15 protein-coding genes are annotated in these 19,660 nt (G+C 47.3%); 3 read left to right on the top strand and 12 right to left on the bottom strand.

All coding sequences use genetic code 11. The features are described from left to right. Positions 1 to 170: 170 nt before the first annotated feature. The 3 genes from QP775_RS21440 to msrA form a co-directional block, all read right to left on the bottom strand. On the bottom strand, positions 171 to 605 hold the full coding sequence (locus tag QP775_RS21440; RefSeq protein ID WP_285108904.1) for a MarR family winged helix-turn-helix transcriptional regulator: 435 nt from the start codon (positions 603 to 605) through the stop codon (positions 171 to 173). A gap of 188 nt (positions 606 to 793) precedes the next feature. Further along, positions 794 to 1,849: an NADH:flavin oxidoreductase/NADH oxidase gene (locus tag QP775_RS21435; RefSeq protein ID WP_285108903.1), complete on the bottom strand. Its 1,056-nt coding sequence runs from the start codon at positions 1,847 to 1,849 to the stop codon at positions 794 to 796. A 305-nt stretch (positions 1,850 to 2,154) separates the two neighbouring features. Further along, entirely contained in the window at positions 2,155 to 2,712 is a 558-nt protein-coding gene (msrA, locus tag QP775_RS21430) for a peptide-methionine (S)-S-oxide reductase MsrA (protein WP_285108902.1), read from the bottom strand. Between the two features lie 158 nt (positions 2,713 to 2,870). On the opposite strand from msrA, the gene QP775_RS21425 reads away from it, so the two are divergent. From QP775_RS21425 to QP775_RS21415, 3 genes are all read left to right on the top strand, one after another. Further along, positions 2,871 to 3,656, top strand: coding sequence for an AAA family ATPase (locus tag QP775_RS21425; RefSeq protein ID WP_285108901.1), 786 nt, complete (start codon positions 2,871 to 2,873; stop codon positions 3,654 to 3,656). A 450-nt stretch (positions 3,657 to 4,106) separates the two neighbouring features. Then, entirely contained in the window at positions 4,107 to 4,748 is a 642-nt protein-coding gene (locus tag QP775_RS21420) for an NAD(P)-dependent oxidoreductase (protein ID WP_285108900.1), read from the top strand. Between the two features lie 826 nt (positions 4,749 to 5,574). After that, positions 5,575 to 6,765 carry an MFS transporter gene (locus QP775_RS21415; RefSeq protein WP_285108899.1) on the top strand — a complete coding sequence of 397 codons (1,191 nt, stop codon included), beginning with the start codon at positions 5,575 to 5,577 and terminating at the stop codon, positions 6,763 to 6,765. 246 nt (positions 6,766 to 7,011) lie between these two features. On the opposite strand, the gene QP775_RS21410 is transcribed toward QP775_RS21415, so the two are convergent. The 9 genes from QP775_RS21410 to QP775_RS21370 all read right to left on the bottom strand — a co-directional run. Continuing rightward, positions 7,012 to 8,091, bottom strand: a complete 1,080-nt coding sequence (locus tag QP775_RS21410) for a M42 family metallopeptidase (protein ID WP_285108898.1) — start codon at positions 8,089 to 8,091, stop codon at positions 7,012 to 7,014. Positions 8,092 to 8,516: 425 nt separating this feature from the next. Continuing rightward, positions 8,517 to 10,211 carry a phospho-sugar mutase gene (locus tag QP775_RS21405; protein WP_285109032.1) on the bottom strand — a complete coding sequence of 565 codons (1,695 nt, stop codon included), beginning with the start codon at positions 10,209 to 10,211 and terminating at the stop codon, positions 8,517 to 8,519. A gap of 378 nt (positions 10,212 to 10,589) precedes the next feature. Next, entirely contained in the window at positions 10,590 to 11,306 is a 717-nt protein-coding gene (locus tag QP775_RS21400) for a pirin family protein (protein ID WP_285108897.1), read from the bottom strand. 130 nt (positions 11,307 to 11,436) lie between these two features. After that, positions 11,437 to 11,835, bottom strand: coding sequence for a DoxX family protein (locus QP775_RS21395; RefSeq protein ID WP_239329495.1), 399 nt, complete (start codon positions 11,833 to 11,835; stop codon positions 11,437 to 11,439). Between the two features lie 123 nt (positions 11,836 to 11,958). Then, positions 11,959 to 12,426: a MarR family winged helix-turn-helix transcriptional regulator gene (locus tag QP775_RS21390; protein ID WP_239329494.1), complete on the bottom strand. Its 468-nt coding sequence runs from the start codon at positions 12,424 to 12,426 to the stop codon at positions 11,959 to 11,961. A gap of 270 nt (positions 12,427 to 12,696) precedes the next feature. Then, on the bottom strand, positions 12,697 to 14,268 hold the full coding sequence (locus tag QP775_RS21385; protein WP_285108896.1) for a glycosyltransferase: 1,572 nt from the start codon (positions 14,266 to 14,268) through the stop codon (positions 12,697 to 12,699). Next, complete coding sequence (locus QP775_RS21380; RefSeq protein ID WP_285108895.1) at positions 14,261 to 15,775, bottom strand: glycosyltransferase family 2 protein; 1,515 nt, start codon at positions 15,773 to 15,775, stop codon at positions 14,261 to 14,263. The genes QP775_RS21385 and QP775_RS21380 overlap by 8 nt, the downstream gene beginning before the upstream one ends. Continuing rightward, positions 15,729 to 17,939 (bottom strand): glycosyltransferase, encoded by a 2,211-nt coding sequence (locus QP775_RS21375; RefSeq protein WP_285108894.1) that lies wholly within the window; start codon positions 17,937 to 17,939, stop codon positions 15,729 to 15,731. The genes QP775_RS21380 and QP775_RS21375 overlap by 47 nt, the downstream gene beginning before the upstream one ends. Before the next feature lie 101 nt (positions 17,940 to 18,040). Then, positions 18,041 to 19,660: DUF6385 domain-containing protein (locus tag QP775_RS21370; protein ID WP_285108893.1), on the bottom strand; the 1,620-nt coding region annotated here is incomplete at its 5' end.

The following is a 19,660-nucleotide window of genomic DNA, read 5'->3' as shown; positions in this document are numbered from 1 at the left end:
ATGATAGGGAGGTGTTTCTTTTTAGGCTCATGCACATGAAGCGGTGACCATACAGCACAATGTAGCGAATGAACTCCATAAAAACAGATAAACCACTTCGTATAAAGTGGTTTGGGTTTTGGTTATGGTGGGCCTAGGGGTCAAGGCCGCTGAGTGCAGCCATACTTAGACTAGGTCTGTTTGGCATGAAGCATATGCTCCAGCAGCTGCTTTATTTCTTTCTCAGGAAAGGCCGTTAATAATACTTCTTCAAAAGTCACTTGTGCCTTGTCGAGCTTGTCTTGGCCTATTGATGTCAACGAAGTATAAATACTTCGGCGATCGTCACTGCAGGCAATTCTTTTTAAGGCACCGCAGCCCTTTGCCTCAAAGCGGCTAACAAGTCGGGATACCGCACTCTGACTTAAACCAACCATAGACTCCAATTGTTGTAGTTTCAATTTTTTCTCTGAAGCTTCTGACAAAAACAAAAGCAAATAAAATTCTTTTAATGACAACTGATACTTCTCTTGCAAATTCGCTTCCAATTCATTGGCTACGTTCATTTGTATTTGAGTTAAGGTCAACCAATTTGTTATAAGGTCATTGTTAAGAGCATTCTTCATCCCACAATTCCACTCCTGAGTGTAAGTTACTGATCATAATGAATCTTAATTATCCTTTCAGCATTATAGCATTAATAAGTTTGATTGTCTGAAATCAAACTGGTACCAACACAACACCAGTTTGGTGTAAAAAGAGACCAGCTTGAGCTAACCCTGCTGGTCTTTAAACGGAATCATCCACATGTAGTTTATTTTATTGTTCTTGGAAATCCAAACTTATATGGTTTAGGAATATCCGCCTCTTTATGAAGCTGAACAGCAGCCTCCAATGCCCAGTAAGGATTTCTCAACATCCCTCGCCCAATCGCAACTAGGTCCGCCTCTTCATTGCCTATTACCGCATCGGCAAGAGCTGGTTCATCCAATCTTCCAACCGCTATAACTGGAACATGCAGACTCTCCTTGATTGCTCTGGCTAACGGCACTTGATAAGCTGCGTGGGACCCTGGTTTTTCACTAGTGGTGGCGATAGGCCCAACTCCAATAGGTCCTTCACCGCCTGTACTAACGTGAAAAATATCCGCTCCGGCTTCTTTATAGGCCTTGCTGAACTCCAGACTGCCGCTAATTCCATATCCGCCTTCTACATACTCCTTAGCAGAAATACGCACAATTAGAGGCATCCCTGCCGGCATTTCGCTTTTGGCAGCTAGAATGACTTCCCGACCAAACAGAGTTAAATCTTGTCCATACTCGTCCGTTCTGTGATTGGTTAGAGGGGAATGAAATTGGTGAATGAGATACCCATGTGCACCATGAAGCTCAATAACATCAACGCCCGCTTTGACAGCTCGTGCTACGCCTTGACGGAATTTCTCGATCATTGCTTTCACTTCTGCAGTCGTTAATTCTCTTGGAGTGTTAGAATTAGCGTCAAACGGAATTGCCGATGGTGCTACAGGAACCGCCGCATCTTCGGCTTTGCGTCCTGCGTGCGCGATTTGAATGCCCACCTTGGCGCCATAAGCATGACAACCCTCAACAATTCTAGCTAACGCAGGAATTTGCTCATCGGACCAGATCCCAAGATCAAAATCAGAAATACGGCCATCAGGCTCAACATCCGTCATTTCGATAATAATTAATCCGGCTCCACCGATAGCCCGGCTCACATAATGCATATAATGCCAATCCGTAGCAATCCCATCTTTGTTATTGACGGAGTATTGACACATTGGAGGCATAACTACACGGTTTTTCAGTTTCAAATCCATAAGTTCATAGGGGGTAAATAAATCCTTCATGACTTATCTCCTCTTTATATGCTATCTATATTTGGCATGTTTATTTGTGCTGAACAAAATGTTCAATCGAATAGTAAATGCATGCTCATGCATATAATTTAATGAATAACACCTTGTCTGTCAACACATTTTTGAGAGATACAGGCTTTGTTGCTGCAAATGATACAATTTGTCCAGAAACCTGGAATCAAATCATACAATTCCATTCAATAAAATGGGGGTGTCCCGTCCATTGTTAGCAAAGAATGCAATCCCTCCCTCTTACTAAGCGCGGAGGGAGAGGCATTTTACACCTAGAGGGTAGACTATGGTTTTGACTGCCAATGCACATCCAGAAATTCATCTCTTCTCGATGCTGCACGGTCCTGCTTGTAATGGTCAGGTTCTTTCCGGTAATAATCCTGATGATACGCTTCAGCCGGATAAAATGGAACTGCATCACGAATCGGAGTTACGATCGGCTTGTCAAAGCGTCCGCTCTCAGCTAAATCCCGTTTGGAGCGCTCTGCTTGTTGGCGCTGTTCTTCATCATGGACAAATATAGCCGTTGTGTAAGACTCGCCCCGGTCCTGAAACTGGCCGTGTGCATCGGTTGGGTCGATTTGAGCCCAGAATAGCTCCAGAATCTTCTCATAAGAGATGAGGCTTGGATCAAATGTGATCTGCACAGCCTCAATGTGTCCAGTTGTCTGGGTTTTTACTTGCTCGTAGCTGGGATTAGGCACATGACCTCCGGTATAACCGGATATGACAGCATGTACTCCCTCCCATTGGTCAAATGGCTTCACCATACACCAGAAGCAGCCCCCCGCAAAGGTAGCAAGCTGCAGAGGGATAGAAGATAGATGGGCTTGATTCGTCATAGTCAGCCTCCTTCGTTACTTTATGGCTAATGCCATCGTATATAAATAACAATAGTGTACAGCGGACGAGCTTTTCTGTGAAGCATCGTATCATCTATTTTGAAGGTAAATTGTATAGTTGCTATTCCCATTGATGAAATGTATGAGGTGATTATGTAATGGAGAAAACACGTATAGAGTCTGCCTTTTCCAGTGTGGCATATATTAAGCATGTCGAATTAAGGCGCGAAGCAGTGCCTCGATTTGACTTGTACCCATTTTGTCTGGATGCAGTCCGTACTTTAGATAAGCTGTCGTTTACAAAGCCAGTTACGTTTCTAGTCGGGGAAAATGGATCAGGGAAATCTACTTTGCTTGAAGGGATCGCTGTAGCATACGGATTTAATCCAGAGGGCGGCTCTAGGAACATGAATTTTGAAACCAGATCTTCGCACTCTGGTCTTCATCATTATTTGAGAATTGCGAGAGGGATCAAGAAAGCGAACGACGGTTATTTCTTCCGTGCGGAAAGCTACTACAATGTGGCTTCCCAGATAGATATATTGGACGAGGATAAAGAGGCAACAGGGCCTCCGATAAAAATGTCATATGGAGGGAAATCGCTGCATGAACAATCTCACGGCGAAGCCTTCTTTTCAACCTTTATGCACCGTTTTGGCGGACATGGCATTTACTTGATGGATGAGCCAGAAGCCGCTTTATCACCAATCCGCCAAATGTCGCTCCTTGTTCGTATGCATGAGTTGGTGCAGAAACAATCCCAATTTATTATCGCTACACATTCACCTATCCTGATGTCTTATCCTGGGGCAGATATTTATATGCTCGATCAAGAAGGTATTCGGGAGACGGCGCTTGAAGACACAGACCATTATGTGGTTACACGCAGCTTTATGAATGATCGTGAAGCCATGCTGCGTCAATTACTGCAAGAGGAGGAGTGAAGCCATACGGAGTTGTTTGTGAGACTAGACGCCAAGGTGTGCACCTCATATTGTAGCTTTACAGGAATGAGTTCAGGGATCACCTTTGCAGACTGTCTCGCAGTGGATATGACAGCTCGATGGATTACAGAAAGAGTCTATGAATTGAACCTTTATTTAAAAAGGACTTGACTCTTTTTTGTGTTGTAACTATAATGATTACATCGGGTGAGGAACATACAGGAGAAAAATCGTATATTCTTTATTATACGAATACCGTCCTCTCACTTGGATAACTTGTAGACTCATATGTATTTTTTTGTTTTGGTTGTAACAATGATAGTTACAGATTGTGAGCACGTCAGCATGGTGTTGCAGCGTTTAATTTAATTCAGTTAATGGGGCAGTGTTATTGACATATTCAGCCCTATACAGGGAATACTTAAATAATAATTTTTGGAGGGAATCATGATGAAAATAGCTATTATCGGAGCAACAGGAAAAGCGGGAGATTTTATTTTGAAAGAAGCTGCCAATAGACAGCACAACGTTACGGCCATTGTTAGAAATGCTGCAAAATTGACTGACAATGCAGTTGGGGTATTGGAAAAAGACGTATTTCAACTCACTTCTGAAGATCTTAAGGGATTTGATGTTGTGGTGAATGCATTTGGTGCAGCTCCAGGCAACGAGCATCTTCATGTAGAGGCTGGTCGTGTATTGATCGAAGCGCTTAAAGGTGCTCCTGCTACCCGTTTAATCGTAGTTGGCGGTGCAGGCAGCTTATTCGTAGATGAAGCGAAGACATTACGTGTGATGGATACGCCTGAGTTCCCGAATGAGTACTTGGCTACTGCACAAAATCAAGGCAAAAACTTAGCAGATCTGCAGCAATCTACAGGTATTCAATGGACGTTTATTAGCCCTTCCGCATTCTTTGATCCGCAAGGCAAGAGAACGGGCGCCTATCAGAAAGGTGCAGACAATTTGCTGATTAACGCTGGTGGACAAAGTTATGTAAGCTACGCTGATTATGCGATTGCGGTATTGGATGAGATCGAGAATCCGCAGCATCTAAACCAACGTTTCACGGTATCTTCCGAAGCTGAGTAATATAGAAAATGAAAGAGCTAAGAGCATTTTAATAATTAAAAACAGACATACGCGACTAACCATCACGTATGTCTGTTTTTGCGTTATAGGCATATTGTAACCTGAATGGGGATCATCATAGCCTCATTACAGGTCCTGGAGCCAATGACTTTGTCGCCAAGAAAGGCCACTGGAGCGGAGACGCTGTTCACTAAGGTGAGTGGTGGTCGCTTGTGGATGGGTTCAACGTCATCAATAACAGGAGCAACCACCTCTCCTAATGTGCTGTGAAGAGCAACTTCTGACAGAGCGGAAACCGCACAGTTTCAAATAAAAGTGCGCCTGCTGAAATGGGATGCAGATTAAATGCGGACGCCTCACTTAATAGGACAGTCACGGTAAACACATCATCTATGGATATTGCGATCGGTTATAAAATTGATTTGACCAATCCCATAACACCAACTATGATTTGTCCTAAAGAGTAAATATTTTCAAATCCCGATAATGGTTTTGGGATACAACCGCAATCTTAATTGAAAGGAGTAGTCTGAATTGTGCGCCGAATCATAAGCGTTAGTGCAGGTAGATGTCTGGATGACGTTCATAGATAATGTTGCAGTATCACGAGTATGTTAGACTATTGCAACTATTGGGAGGGACGGAATGGAGCGTAGATTCACGCTGACAACTTGCCGCAGCTTTGAGATTGGAGCGATTGAGCTTCGTTACACACAGTTGTGATGCGAAGTTATTGTGAATTGAAGTCGTAAGCTGCAGCCGTACCAGAAGGTGCATGCAGCAGTGAATGAGGACTTCATATTCCGATTAAAGGAGTATGGTAAACATGAATGTGATGTCGGATATGAGGAAGTTCTTACACGTACAAGGCGCGAGCCTCTTGCTGCTCGCTCTGTTTTGTTATGGTATTGGTCTAGGTATTCTGGCACCGATGAATTCGGTTTATCTAAGTGACAGCCTTGGCTTGTCAAAAGGGCAGATCGTATCCATATTCTCGATCTCGCTGGTACTTAATATGATCATGACGATAATGGTCGGACTAGTCAGCGACAGGATTAAGAGTAAGAAGCGATTGGCGATTATGGCCGCTGCGCTGTGTCTGGTTGGGCTTATCGTATACATGCGCGCCACCACCTACGGCACAGCCCTAGCAGGAATGTGTATTGCGTCTGCTCCCTCGGGGCTCATTATGGGGCAGCTTTTTGCGATGTCACGTAATCATTTTCAGCGAATAGCACCTGAGATCGTAGAGATCGGGCAGATATGGCTGCGTGCAGGGCTTAGCGTCGGTTTTTTTATAGGGCTGCTGTTAGGGGCTAATCTTTATTTACTTGCAGACTTTAAGGGCGTGCTCTGGGGAAATATGGCCGGATATGGTATGCTGCTGCTCTTACTGCTCTGGTACAAGGAGCATGAGGCAGTTGTAGATGCGGAGAGTGGTGCGGGTGGTGAAGCATTTTCGCTCATTATGCTGTTTGCTCTACTTCTGCTTTCTTGTGCGGATGCGATTCGTGGGTTATATTTGCCGCTTGTGGTCAAAGATTTGTTTGGCAAACCAGAGCTGATGTCATACATCTGGAGTGTCCAAGCGGTGTTTGAACTGCTGTTTATGACATTGGCAGGGTATTGGTCTGCTCGTTACGGGAGTCGAAACGTGATATGGCTTGGCGGTATTGGAGCACTTCTTACATACACCGCATATGCGTTCTCCTCGTCCCTCATCTTGTTCTTCCTTGTTCAGCCCCTCTATTCCTTTTTTGTGTCTGTATTGTATGGGGTTGCAATGGGCTACGTGCAGCGGATGTTTAAGCATCGAACTGGATTCGGCTCCAGTCTGTACGTGTTTATTTCACAGTCAGCTACGTTTATTGGTTACATGTGTCCGTTATTTATAGCAGGGTATAGCCCGACTATCTTTGTTATTCCACTTCTATTAGTGACGGTGTCGCTTGGAGTGATCGGAGGTGTAATCGGACGGGAAAAGTGGAAAGGGCGTCGTCAGGCGCTACATGTCTAATCTCAAGCAGAGGCCGATCCATTAGCTGCACGAAGAGACCTGTCAGCAACAATATATCTTTGTATAACAAAATCCCCTCCTGCGCAATGAATTAAAGTGCGTACGCAGATAGGGGATTTTTTGGTTTCAGGGGGCTTTGTCGTTAATTTAGGTTCCCCTAAGACGGGCAATGAAAATCCAACGGCTACCCGAATGAGAGGGACACTTGAGCTTGCTATTCGTGTTATCTACTTCAAAAAAGCATGCTTATGAACGCTCGATAATTGTATTGTAAGTTGTGCGATCTGTGTGCTTCACGAGCTGTACGAGCAATTCTTTGGCAGCATCAATATCGTCTGTGTGAACGATCGAGGCAGGCGTATGGATATAACGGCCTACGACACCGATAATGGTCGAAGGTACTCCATTGCCGCTCACGTGAATTTGGCCTGCATCTGTTCCGCCAGGAGAGACAAAGTACTGGTACGGGATCTTGTGCGTATCGGCGATATCCTGTACAAATTCCACCAATCCACGGTGTGTGATCATGGTCGGATCAAAGATGCGCAGCAGAGCGCCTTTGCCCAAATGGCCAAACGAATTGCGATCGCCTGTCATATCATTTGCTGCGCTGCAATCCAGACCGTAGAAGATGTCAGGCTGGATCAGGTTAGCTGCAGTACGTGCCCCGCGCAAACCAACTTCTTCTTGTACAGTCGCACCCGCGAACAGGATATTCGGCAGTTCGATCTTCTGACGGTGAACTTCTTTTAGCAGCTCTAGGGCAAGGCCGACACCATAACGGTTGTCCCAGGCTTTGGCCATAATTTTCTTAGGATTGATCATCGGTGTGAACGGGCATACCGGTACGATCTGCTGTCCTGGGCGAATGCCTGCTGCTTCAGCCTCTTCACGGTTGTCTGCACCTACATCTATGTACATGACCTTCGGATCGACAGGTTTGTTTGCTGTAGCTTCATCAAGCAGATGCTTAGGGATGGAGCCGACAACACCACGAATAGGACCGTTTGGTGTAATAACGTCCACTTGTTGAGCCAAGATGACTTGTCCCCACCAACCGCCTAACGTTGTAAATTTCAGCATCCCTGTATCTGTAATCTGGGTAGTCATGAAGCCGACTTCATCCAGATGACCAGTTACCATGACACGTGGACCTTCTTCGTTGCCGCGAACGACACCAAATACGCCGCCAAGATTATCATGGATGATCTCATTTGTGTACTTGGAGATTTCTTCTTTTACCAGACTGCGTAGTTCTCGTTCAAAGCCGGATGCAGCGGGAAATTCAGTTAGCTTGCGGAATAAATCTAAAGTCTCTTGTTGCATGACAGTTGCTCCTTTGCAGACACGTTTTGAGTTGGATCTGACTCTAATTAGGTATAACTTTATACAACTAGTATGAACTTATTAGGATAAGGAAGCAAGCGAGAAGATGGGGTCAAGCAGCTTGTCTTGTTTTATGGAGAATGTCTGTTTAAATAAGAAGTAGGAGAGTCGGTTACGAGTGAACCACGGCGCTGACTCCACAATTAGAGAACACGATCATTAGCTGTAAAGAAATAAGATAAGCTGACATCAGTTGATTACTGATGTCAGCTTATTGTTAAGGAACTTATTCTTTAATTACAAAATAGCACATCGAGCAGCAGCCAGTTCAGCTTTATTTAAACAGCCTTATAAGGTTGCTAGATCCTTGCAAGGGCAGTAACAACGCCCTGCATTTAATATAAAGACAGAGCTCTGCCCTCGTATTAAGCTTGATGAGCTGCCACGTAAGCATCGATACGGGCCATTACATCTGCTGTTACGCGCTCAAGTCTATTCATTGCATCCGTACCATCTGTACCTTTTACCGCAAAATACATCTTGATCTTCGGTTCTGTGCCGGAAGGACGCAAGCAGAACCAGCTTCCGTCTTCGAGGTGGAACTTCAACACATTTTCTTTAGGCAAGTCGTAGAGTCCAAGCGAGAAGTCCTCTGTCTTCGTAAAACGAATACCGCCTGCTTCTGCAGGCGCATTTGCGCGCCAATCCTCCATAATGCCACGTATAATCGCGACGCCTTCCATGCCTTTGAGCGTGCGGGTCTGCAAGCCCTCTAGGTAATATCCATGTTCTGCATACAACTGCTGCAGCACATCATATAGGGTTAATCCTTTGGATTTATAGTAAGCACCGGCTTCACAGATCAGCATCGCTGCAATTACCGCATCCTTATCGCGAGCATAGTTGCCTGCAAGGTATCCATAACTTTCTTCGTACCCGAAAATGAAAGTATGCTCGCCAGTAGCGTCAAACTGTGTCATTTTCTCACCGATATATTTAAAGCCAGTTAGTGTGTTCATAACGGTCATGCCGTATGATGCTGCGATAGATGCGCCCAATTCGCTAGTAACGATAGTTTTAATTACCGCACCATTAACAGGTAGTGTGCCTGCTTGTTTCATGCTGTCCAGCATATAGTGAACCATGATCGCACCAGATTGGTTTCCTGTAAGCACCACATATTCACCATTGGCATCTTTCACAACAGCGCCCATGCGGTCTGCATCTGGGTCTGTGCCCATGATGATATCGGCATTCCAAGCTTTTGCTTGTTCAATTGCAATACGGAACGCATCTCGTTCTTCCGGATTGGGAGACTTCACAGTTGGGAAGCTGCCGTCTGGCAGCTCTTGTTCAGCTACGACGTTCACCTGTTGGAAGCCAACACGTTCTAGTACGCGGCGAACAGGTATGTTGCCAGTACCGTGCAGTGGTGTATAGAGTACACGGAAAGAGTCGCTTGTGGCACGGATGACGTTCGGATTAAGACTGACAGCTGCCACGGCGGAAACATAAGCCTCGTCCATTTGTTCACCGAGCCATACAAGCAGGCCTTGGGCCTCTGCTTCAACACGTGATAGCTTCTTCACTTCAGCGAGGGAAGAGATGCCGCGAATCTCGCCAATGACACGCTTGGCTGTATCGGACGTAATCTGTCCGCCATCAGCGCCATATACTTTGTAGCCGTTGTATTCTGGCGGATTATGACTTGCCGTAACAACGATACCGGCACTCGCTTGCAGGCGACGCACCGCAAAAGACAGTTCTGGCGTTGGGCGCAGGCTCTCAAACACGTATGCCTTCACGCCATTGCCTGCCAGTACAAGCGCGGACTCCAATGCGAACTCTGGTGAGAAATGACGGGAGTCATAAGCGATTGCCACAGAAGGAGTGTCGCTTTGTTCTTTTAAGTACTGAGCCAAACCTTGAGTGGCTTTACCAACGGTATACACATTTATGCGATTGGTTCCTGCACCGATAACACCACGCAGGCCACCTGTGCCGAACTCTAAGTCTGTATAGAAACGATCGATGATCTCCCGTTCCTGATCTGCGATCGCACGTAATTCTTCTTTTGCGGTTGTGTCCACGAGTGGATCGTTCAGCCACATCTCGTACATTTGTTGAGCATGACGTTCTGTTGCCAATGTAATATCCTCCTTAGACGGCAATATCGAATGCCGAAACTTTACATAAATCTTATTGTAAGCGATTTTGTAGCCAGATGCATGTGACAAAATGGAACCCTCTTTAGGCTAGAGGCCTCTAAATCCAGCGTATGAGCGAATTATATGCGCTATTCGTCCATATTTGTTTGATCAGGCTGCTTTCCATCGTTTTTAATTTACTTGCGTAGCACGCTGTTTCAATCGAGGGGGAATTCCTCTCCTTTTTGAGAAGTGAAGCAGTATGGATAGTGACGCACGGAAATCGTGCTCATACTAAATAGCTAGCCCTAGGCCTGATTAGGAGACCTAGGGCTAGCTATCTGTCGTGTTTTACGGCAAATCAATTAACATAAAGTGTGAATCCTCATTTGCTGTTATCCTAATCTCATTGGTGTTAATGATCCGAGCATCGTCACGTGAATATAATAGTGTTCCATCGTGCAATTTTAAATGGCCTTCAATGACAAAGATATAAGTGGATCGTGCGGCTTGCTGACGAAAGCATATTGTTTGCCCTGCTCCCGGCTTGCTTAAGTACAGCGTCATATCTTGATGAATATGAGCAGTATTCAACTCGCCAGACTTGTTCGATACAACAGGCAGCAGTTGGCCACGCAAGTGATCAAGCCCATACGTAAATGTCTCATAAGAAGGAACTGCATCTTTCAGCTCCGGGAAAAACCAAAGCTGCAGCAGGTGAAGCTTTTTCTCTTCAGAAGCGTTGTGCTCGCTATGATAAATTCCGGTTCCTGCGCTCATGCGTTGTACTTGTCCTGGAAGTATGAATTCCTTATTGCCACTGCTGTCTTGATGCTCTAATTGTCCTTCCAGCACAATGGTGACAATCTCCATGTTATGATGGGGATGGAGATCGAAGCCAGTACCAGGTGAGATGTAATCGTCATTTAACACGCGCAACGAACTAAAGTGCCAATTGTCAGCATCAGCATAATCAGCAAAAGAGAAGCTAAAGTTTGACCTCAACCAGCCGTGGTCAGCAGTGTACCGATCCTCTGCTCGGTGAATGTCCATGTTGATAGCAGACATCTATATCCCTCCTCATAAAGGTGAAAACATTACGTTATATAACTCTCGATTACCTAGGGTGGTACAGCTCCTATTCATGCAATTACTTCCAATTAAGAGAGGAATGATGTTTATCGAACAAATTGTAGAATTAGAGAATGGCGTCCAGTGAGATACTCCCTGCTCCGATCATTGCAACCGCAATCGCGATGACGATTAGAATCAGGTTGTATTCGTACCCATTCTGCGTGACCCAATATCCGTTTTTGCCATGCACTGATCCGATAGCTACAACCATTGTGCCCACAATAAGAATAGCCCCAATCCAAGTGAACAAGCCGAGGCCAAATAACAATCCACCTACTAGTTCGCCCGCTCCGGCTATAAAGGCCATCAGTACACCAGGGCGAATGCCGATTGATTCTAGCCAACCACCGGTGCCTTTAAGACCGTAGCCTCCGAACCAACCAAATAACTTTTGAGCCCCATGGCCCATCATGGTTAATCCCAATATGACGCGAATAAGTAACAACCCGTAATCTGCTAGCATCGATATCTTCTCCTTTAATCGTCCCAATAGTAGGGATTAGTGTGTAATCGAAATAACTAGAATTTATTAATCTCGAATTCAAGATATAAGAGGTGGATAATCCGAATCCCACTCCTAGACTAGCTAGGAAGGGGACACGGAACCTTTGCCAACTTTCTTGAGTAACTCGACTAGCTTCTCTTGTTCTTCCGTTGATAATGTACCGATCGCGTCGTGCAGCACTTGAGCATGTTCTGGGAAGATACGTTCCATCAGGGTCTCACCATCAGGTGTCAATTGCACGTAGATAACCCGTCGATCACTCTCACAGGACTGTCTTACAATCAGTCCCTTGGCCGCAAGTTTATCGATGACATACGTCATCGTACCACTGGCCAGTAGAATTCGACTGCCAATCTGCTGAATCGGAGTAGGCCCCTTGTGGAATAACAGTTCCAACACAGCAAATTCAGAAGGATTCAAGCCATATCGTTTAATGTCAAGCTGCGCAAGGTCCATCAGCGAACGTGAAGCGCGCGACAGCACAACAAACAACTTTAATGAACGTTGAATCTCGGGTGCATATACATCAAACCGCGTATTATTACTCATCGTTATTCACCACCTTGATGATTAATGATATTACAGCAGATGATACTAACATGGAGAGTCAGCACAAGAATGCCGACAACGTTACGTTTCATTCTGCAATATAAGACGGATTCATATTCTTGAAAATAATTATCTTGAAGTTGAGATAAATATATCATAACAAAATGAGGATGTCAACACTTTGCCAAGGTGTGAATCCTCACTTTTATTTCCTTAAGGACAGCATAGATTTATCTGTCATCGTCATAGAGGGTAAAGAATGTGAACTGTTTATTTTATTAAAGGTCGAATGTAAGGTGCCATTTCAAGTCCGATTTCCAGCTTACGTTGAGTATCTGTGTGCGGCTCACTAACTAACTGTTGCTGCAGCATATAGTAGAGCGTAGAGAGTGCAGCATGCACATGAGCGACAGAAGCAGCAATGGGTGAGGCAGCGATTGAGTCGAGCACAAGAAGCATGTTGTTTATTGCAGTATGGAAATCGTTTCGGTGTGCGGCCGTTGCTGCCGTTAACATCATGCGTATAGCAGGTTGCTTGAAGCCTTTTGCCGCCTCCTCGTAGTGCCTAGCGGCCACCTCTGAGCGGTGAAGACGTTCAGCCATACAAGCTGCGGCCCAATGAGAGCGCCACCCTCCAGCACCCTCTGTAGTTGTATATAAATGTTCTATATTGCCGCAACAAGTGGCTTTGTGGGCACAGTTGTAGGCTTCCTCGAATCTGTTTAAGGTTCCTAGCAAATAAGCGTGAAGTTCCAGTAAATCAGGGAAGTTCGGATAGAGCTCATTGCCGAGCTGCGCCAATTCAAGTGCTTTTTGAATTTGGCCTGTCATTTGCAGAGCGTAGACAGATTTAAGCCAGACATCAGACATGTAACCGGGTATATCCGCTTTTTCTGTCATTATAGATAATGTGCGCATAAGCCAAGGGAGACATTCCTCATATTGCTCGTCCTGAAATAATTCCGTGCCATAGGCATACCACCATAAAGGGTCGTTAGGGTATTCTTGCAGTTGTTTTAAAAGCAGCTGACGATTGCGGTCGCTTTTGTGCTTGATTCGAAGTACTTCTGGCGCATATCCATCATGCCACAATGTTAACGGGGCCCACTGTAGTCCGTCAGGATAAGCCGTCTGTACAGAAGCAGCGATCTCCTCGTGAATGCATCCTTGGAAGCGGAAGCGCGGATCATTCCGGAATAGACGACAAGCCATGTCGACGGCTAATGAATCCGGGCAGGGCTGGCCGATGTGCCAGCGTTCAGCAAGATGAACGCAGCGGACGTAATAAGCGTGGACTCTGTCTTGGAGCAGAAGCGGCAATACGTTTCCAGCCTGCCATGATTCAGGCTCCATGATCTCATCGGCATCCAGCACGAGTATCCATGGTTCATGCGCAAGGACGATGCTGGCATTGCGGGCGGCGGCAAAATCATCCGCCCATGTAAAGTAGTGTACCGCAGCGCCGTAAGCTGCGGCGATGTGGGGAGTATCGTCGATCGAGCCGGTGTCGACAACGATAATCTCCCGTACTAACGGCACAGCTGAAGCCAGACAACGGCCGATGACGTCGGCTTCGTCACGGACAATCAGGCATAGTGTAATGGGGAGCAGGGATGTGTATGGTATACACTTCTCAGCATTCATCGCCTGTGAAATATGTGTTGCAGCGTAATGGCACGGGGGAGGACGGTCACCATGAGTCCCAATGGATGTTGTATGTGTGCTGGCGAGGACATCATTGATGGATATTGTTTTGTGCGAATCATGTAAGGAGTGGTGCCGACCTGCTTGTAACGAACGTGCAGCGTGGCTATGCACTTGATTATGCACCTCGTTATTCATGTGGCCGTGCCTCCTGTTCGGCAATAGTTAGTGCCAGTGTCCCAATCGGTATGACTAAGCGGTTCAATTTTGCTGCTGCAGATCCGCAGGGCTGCTGTTGAATGCGGGCTAATGCAATGTCTGCCTGATGCATGAGGCGAAGCGCTCCTTCTGCATTAGTTAGGGCAGAATGGTCTGTTAGGGGAGGCGTGAGCGGCGTGTCCTGTTGGCCTCCCAGCGGCATTGTTGTGTGTGATGCAGCAGGCTCGGAAGGCATGGGATGTTTAGCAGCATCAATTTGTTCATTACATGCCAGCGTCCGCATATGCGCCTTCTGCAGCGTAAGCTGTCGCGCTTCTGTCTGGGTCGTGAGCCATGCGACGGACGAAGTGTCAACAGCGGGTGCGATACCGGAGATCACCCGCATCCGCTGCCAGGCAAGCCATACCGATGCGGGACACCGCGCATCGTCCAAAGAAGCGCGATACGCGGCGTCTGCGTCATGCCAAGCCCGCGACTCCAGTGCCCATGCTGCAAGCTGCGCATAGGCACGATACGTGCCAACTCCGCCTTCGGTATGATAATGCGAAGGCGGAACGCCTAGACGTGCCGCTTCACGCATAGCACGAAGGGCTGCCCCGCGGTCGCCGGCGGCATCGTGATATATCGCCTTCGCGAAGTGGAGATCTGTATAGTCTGGATAATGTGAAATGCCTGCCGCACAAAGCTGTACGGCTTCTTCATATCGACCTAGGGCTGCGCAGGTCAGAGCTTCATACTTCACCATTAGATGGGCAAAGGTCGCGGAAATGGGAGTGGTCGCCCGGGCTTCGCGAAGCAAAATGAGCGCTTGATCCATCTTGCCCTGCCTGATGCGTTCTACTGCCAAGTTAAACAGATGAAATGGCTCTCGTCCTTCACGAGCTAATGTTAGCTCGAGCAGTTCGGCGTTACGCTCAATCTTGCGTTTATCGCGGACAATATCCGGCTGATAACCGATATGCCGCAATCTTATAGTACTAAAGCCCAACTCTGCTTGCGGACGTTCACGTAAAATAACAGGAGCGATCTGCTCATGAATGGCACCTTCGAATCGATATTCAGGACGGTTGCGAAACACCCGCAGCAGTGGATTTACACTGGCTGGAGTTGCCTGTGGGTCTTCCGACAAGGTGTGCTCTACTTGCAGAAACCAGCCTTCGCTGGTGCAATTGGCTTGCTGCAGCAGCTCCTTGAAGGCGAATTGGTCTTCTGGGACGAGCCGTTCATCTGCATCAAGCGACAAAATCCATTCACCGGTAGCTTGTTGCAGTGCAGCATTGCGGGCATCGGCAAAATGGTTGGACCAAGGATGCAGCGCAACCTTGGCATGATACTGTTCAGCGATTGAAATAGTGCCATCTGTTGAGCCAGTATCAATTATGATTACCTCATCGGCTACATCTGCTATGCTCAGTAGGCAATCGGGCAGCAAGCGCTCCTCATTCTTGACGATCATGCACACCGATAACAGAGGTCTTGGTGACAAGGCGCATATTCCTCCTTTGCAGCGTAGTTCGCTCCGTTTGCCAAGGAATGCGTTGAACGGCAGCAATAGAGCCTTGTAGCGCCTGCAACTGCTCCTTCCAAGAAGCGGAATCTGGCTCAAGCGATACAACTTGCATTAGATGGTTCTCGCTTAACTTTAAATAAGCTAGCGCGAGCATGCGGTCACGTCGGATCGTATTCGCACTAGATTGTTCGCTCTGCTCTTGCAGCCGACGTGCACCTTCTAGCAAATCAACGGCTTCTCGCCATTGACCGGCATTCATTAACATTTCGCCGACGATTACAGCTCCTTCCGCGTCCAACCGCTGTTCGCTCATCGCTTCCAATAGATAGTGCACGGCTGTGTAAGGATCGCCAGCTTGGAACAGTGCTTTAGCGCAGAATACGTCCCAAGGTGCCTGATACTGAATCCATTGGCGCAGCGGGCCGATCAAGCCTTCGCCTCCCAAGAGATTTACCCATTCGGATAATAATTGTTCTGCTGCTAACGAACAACCCTGGTTTGTATCCAATTCGTATAAAGCTTCGTCGGAATGAGAGTGTTGAGATTCTATTTCCGGTCGATCTGCGACTGCAACGGCTGACGATTGAAGGATAGAACTGGAGCTCGCAGCAGTACGGACGACCGAGTAAGCATTGGTTAGACTAACCAACCAATCGTAAGCTTCCGAGGTTGTGTTGTCCCATTTGTCGCGAGAGGGTACTTGAATGGTTCCTTGAATATACGCCTGCCAGGCACATATCGCTTGTAGGGAGACCAGTCTATGTTCATCTTCTGGATGAACACGCGCGGCCTGAAGCAGATGACGTAGAAGTTCATGAGCTTCCGCATATCTACCCATGTGAAGCCATGCTGTGGCAAGTCCTCGCATGGCCTCCGGTGCAAAGAGATGAGCCGAACAGAGCTTTGAGAGTGCACTGACATATCCAGCTTCTGCATACACGTGTGCCAGTGCGGAGGCTTCTGGGAATTGGATTGCCCCCCATTCTTGCTCGAGATGGGCTACGATCTCTTCTTCATTAACCTCCATGTCAGATAATGCTGCGCTTAGTCCAAGTAAAGCAGGTTCATAATGTGGGAGTACACGCAGTGCGGCGTTGAACCGCTGAGCAGCCTCTTGATAGCGACCGAGGACGTGTAAAGCATTTCCCATCGCTGTTAGTGCAAGATACGTATTTGCCCCTGCTTCCAACACATATTGATCGGATATGGCTTCACTTGCATTTGTATAAGCCTGTAGAGCCTCATCCCACAATCCCTGTTTTTCTAATGATTGACCATGAACAAGTTGAAGATCCGCATAATCATGAAAAGAATCTAATCCGTCACGTGTCCATTCTTCAGCCAAGTGGGGGAGGTTGCGAGCTAACAGGACTTTAGCGGCATCCCGGATCAATGTTGGTCGATAAGCTGCCATTGGGGGAACGGTTCGCCTAGCCAGCTCGAACCATTGTGAGGCTTCAACCAGTTCACCTCGTTGAGTAGAATTTACACCTAGACCATAAAGGACAAATGGGTCAGAAGATTCATGTGGACTTTCTAACGAACTGACCAAAATATCGTAATTGCGTTTCAATTTCTGTTTGGCGTGGACATGAGACGCTATCGTACCTAGATGATGAATTTGAATTGTGCTGTTGCCAATGGAAGTTGGACCTGAATGATGCAAAATGGCTGGACCGACATCTTCATGAATTTTGCCCTCGTATTGATATTCCTGCCGTCTGCGGAAGAGGCGGATAGTACGGTGCTGTAACGTGTGCCAGTCATGATGCTCACTTAATCGGTTATGGATGATCACTGTATATCCTTCTATGTTCGAGTGCTTGATCCATTCCTTTACTTCATTAACTGGAGTGGTCAATCTCTCATCTGCGTCTATGACGAGTACCCAATCAGAAGTCATATGCGCGAGTGCTTCATTTCTCGCACGGGCAAAGTCGCCATGCCATTCAACGCCAAGGACATACGCCCCGTGATCTTGTGCAATTTGTGGGGTGCCATCTGTTGATCCAGTATCGGCCACTAGTAATTCGTCTACTCCGATCGTGCTTGCGATACACGCACCGATGTATGGAGCTTCATCTTTAGCCAGTATGAGCACGCCTAGGCGATTAGCGCTCTTAGGACGACGAAGAAACATTGAATCACCTCGTCTTTATGAATTGTAAAATGGCAAATAAGCACATGATGGTCATGTGCTTATGCCAATGGTATTGATATAGCGTATGCCCAGAATGAATATTACGTGCCTTGTGCGTTAAAAAAGACGTCAATTGTAGCAGGTGCGGCTAACAAGGTTGAGCGATAGGACAGACGCGTGTATTTGAGGAACCTTGCAGGTACAATAACATCTGTTGCTCCCGCTGCAATGGTAGCCCCGTTGGTATCGCTGTAATAGTGTGTTCCATCTGCACTGACTTCCACAACAGTTGTAATTGAGCCGCCCTGACGATTGTATACAAAGAAGGAGTACACGCCAAGATTACTTGTAGTGATGGCTGGGAGTGGAGTGAATGATGTGGCCCCCACTTGAACGTTTGATGTGGATTGTTCTACAAAGCTCTTTTGAGAAATGGAAGTAACACTCGACAAAGTACCAGCGGTGATAGTAGCGCCGAGTATGTTGGAAATGGTGCCGTTCAGGATATTGGTGATAGTCCCTGCAGAGGTCAGGGTACCAGCGGTGATAGTAGCGCCGAGTACGCTGGAGATGGTGCCGTTCAGGATGTTGGTGATAGTTCCAGCAGAGGTCAGGTTACCGGCGGTAATAGTAGCGCCAAGTACACTGGAGATGGTGCCGTCAAGGATGTTGGTGATGGTCCCGGCCGAAGTCAGGTTACCGGCGGTGATGGTAGCGCCGAGTACGCTTGAAATGGTGCCGTCAAGGATGTTGGTGATGGTCCCGGCCGAAGTCAGGTTACCAGCGGTGATAGTAGCGCCGAGTACGCTTGAAATGGTACCGTTCAGGATGTTGGTGATAGTTCCAGCAGAGGTCAGGTTACCGGCGGTGATAGTAGCGCCGAGTACGCTGGAGATGGTGCCGTTCAGGATATTGGTGATAGTCCCTGCAGAGGTCAGGTTACCGGCGGTGATGGTAGCGCCGAGTACGCTGGAAATGGTGCCGTCAAGGATGTTGGTGATAGTTCCAGCAGAGGTCAGGTTACCAGCGGTGATGGTAGCGCCAAGCACGCTGGAGATGGTGCCGTCAAGGATATTGGTAATGGTCCCGGCTGAAGTCAGGTTACCGGCGGTGATAGTAGCGCCAAGTACGCTGGAGATGGTGCCGTCAAGAATGTTGGTAATCGTCCCGGCTGAAGTTAGGTTACCGGCGGTGATAGTAGCACCGAGTACGCTTGAAATGGTGCCGTCAAGGATGTTGGTGATGGTCCCTGCCGAAGTCAAGTTACCGGCGGTGATAGTAGCGCCAAGTACGCTGGAGATGGTGCCGTTCAGGATATTGGTGATAGTTCCAGCAGAGGTCAGGTTACCAGCGGTGATAGTAGCACCGAGTACGCTGGAAATGGTACCGTCAAGGATGTTCGTGATGGTCCCTGCCGAAGTCAGGTTACCGGCGGTGATAGTAGCACCGAGTACGCTGGAGATGGTGCCGTTCAGGATGTTGGTGATAGTTCCAGCAGAGGTCAGGTTACCAGCGGTGATAGTAGCACCGAGTACGCTTGAAATGGTGCCGTCAAGGATGTTGGTGATGGTTCCGGCCGAAGTCAGGTTACCAGCGGTGATAGTAGCGCCGAGTACGCTTGAAATGGTGCCGTTCAGGATATTGGTGATGGTCCCGGCCGAAGTCAGGTTACCAGCGGTGATAGTAGCGCCGAGTACACTGGAAATGGTACCGTCAAGGAT

The organism is Paenibacillus sp. UMB4589-SE434 (genome assembly GCF_030226685.1).
Classification (GTDB): Bacteria; Bacillota; Bacilli; order Paenibacillales; family Paenibacillaceae; genus Paenibacillus_B.
This window is presented reverse-complemented; position numbering and strand designations above follow the sequence as displayed.